The 1,835-nt window shown below is 66.0% G+C and carries 1 protein-coding gene and 1 pseudogene; both read left to right on the top strand.

Translation table 11 applies throughout. The annotated features are described in order from the left end of the window. Positions 1-78 precede the first annotated feature (78 nt). The gene (locus A6A05_RS03110) at positions 79-1,389 is read left to right on the top strand and encodes a hypothetical protein (RefSeq protein WP_172822170.1); all 1,311 of its coding nucleotides are present in this window, start codon (positions 79-81) and stop codon (positions 1,387-1,389) included. 171 nt (positions 1,390-1,560) lie between these two features. Continuing rightward, positions 1,561-1,835 (top strand): annotated as a pseudogene (locus A6A05_RS03105) (transposase); the annotation flags it as partial.

Raw genomic sequence — 1,835 nt, 5'->3', positions numbered from 1 at the left:
GCGTCCGCAGGCGATGGGCCATGGCCTCGACCGGGGTCGGATTTGGCGGGGCGGAAGGGGCGGCGGCGAAGCGCTGGGATGATGGACTTCCCGACCGGTGGCGATCATCGGCTCGATCCCCGCCGCCGCGCAGGCCTCCACGTTCGCCTCGCTGAAATAGCCGTTATCGGCCAACTGCGGGTGTTGGAGGCCATGGCGATCCACCGGGGCCGCGAATACCCCTTGTTCTTGCGGGTCGGCGAACATGCCGGCGACCTCTATATCGATTTGGCCGATGCTGGATGGCGCGCGGTCAGGGTGTCGGCCGAGGGATGGTCCGTCTGTTCACGGCCGCCGGTCAACTTCCAGCGATCCTCGGCCATGCAGCCTTTGCCCGAGCCGGAACGGGCCGAATCGGTCGATGACTTGCGCGACGTGGTCAACGTCCGCAACGAAGATGATTTCCGCTTATTGGTCGGTTGGCTGGTGGGAGCACTGCGCCACCGGGGACCGTACCCGATCCTCGCCATCAACGGCGAACAGGGTTCGTCGAAATCGACCCTGTCCCGGCTGCTCCGCGCCCTGGTCGACCCGAACGCGGCGCCGATCCGCAGCGCACCGCGCGACGACCGCGACTTGGTCACCATGGCGCGCAATTCGTGGGTTCTGGTGATCGATAACCTGTCCGATGTGCCGGGCTGGCTATCAGACGGCCTGTGCCGTCTGGCGACCGGCGGCGGCTTTTCCACCCGTGAACTCTACAGTGATTTCGGCGAAGCGATCTTCGAGGGACAGCGGCCGATCATCCTCAACGGAATCCCCGACCTGGCGGCCCGCGCCGACCTCGCCGACAGGTGCGTGTTGATGACGCTGCCGGCGATCCCGGAAGACCGGCGCCGGGCAGAAGCCGAATTTTGGGCGGACTTTGACCGCAAGTCCCCACTGATCCTCGGGGCGCTGCTCGATGGCGTGGCGGGAGCCTTGCGGCGTCTGCCGCAAACGCGCCTGGCGACCCTGCCGCGCATGGCCGACTTTGCCCTGTGGGCGACAGGGGCCGAGTATTCGTTGGGATGGGAGGATGGCGACTTCATGGCGTCCTATGGCGCCAATCGCCTGGGAGTGGTTGAGGCCAGTATTGAGGCCGACCCGATCGCAACCGCCGTGCGTGACTTGGCCGAGGCCGAGGATTGGCAAGGTACCGCCACCGAGTTATTGACCCGCTTGGAGGACTTCGTACCCCTGGCCATCCGTTCAAGCCGCCTGTGGCCATCGGCCAATAAGTTAAAATCGAGACTGCGCCGCGCTCAGGCGCCCTTACGCAGTCTTGGCGTGGTGCTTGACCTGGAAATGCGCCCAGCCACCAAGGACCGTGCTCGCCTGATCGGGATACGCATGCCGGGGCGTGGGTGAGCCAACATATTCATGCATTGGCCACCGCTGCTTTGCCGGTGGACCGGATCATAAGTGGCGGCCGGCCTCGCTTGAATGTTGCCAAGGGGGGGCATTCCAACCGCCCCCCTTCTCGCCGTCGACCAGGCGGGCGACAGCGGTACCGACATTAACAATGGTGGACACGGTCCCTCCTGCCGCCCCGGTTTCCTCTTGTCGGTCAAGGTGCTGTCGCGCCTGTTCCGCCGGCTGTTCCTGGAGCATCTGACGGCGGCGTTCCAGGCGGGCAAGCTCGCCTTCTTCTCCGACCTCGCAGCCCTCGCCGAGCCGGCCGCCTTCGCCCGCCATCTGGCGCCGCTGCGCAAAACCGACTGGGTGGTCTACGCCAAGCGCCCATTCGGCGGACCCGAGCAGGTGCTGGCCTATCTCGGCCGCTACACCCATCGTGTCGCCATCGCCAACAGCCG

It is taken from the genome of Magnetospirillum moscoviense (assembly GCF_001650635.1).
In the GTDB taxonomy this organism is placed as follows: domain Bacteria; phylum Pseudomonadota; class Alphaproteobacteria; order Rhodospirillales; family Magnetospirillaceae; genus Magnetospirillum; species Magnetospirillum moscoviense.
Note: the sequence above shows the minus strand (reverse complement) of the source record. Positions and strands in the feature narration are given on the sequence as shown.

Coding starts and splice junctions, on each gene's coding strand:
- A6A05_RS03110 (WP_172822170.1), top strand. CDS start 79: ATGATGGACTTCCCGACCGGTGGCGATCATCGGCTCGATCCCCGCCGC.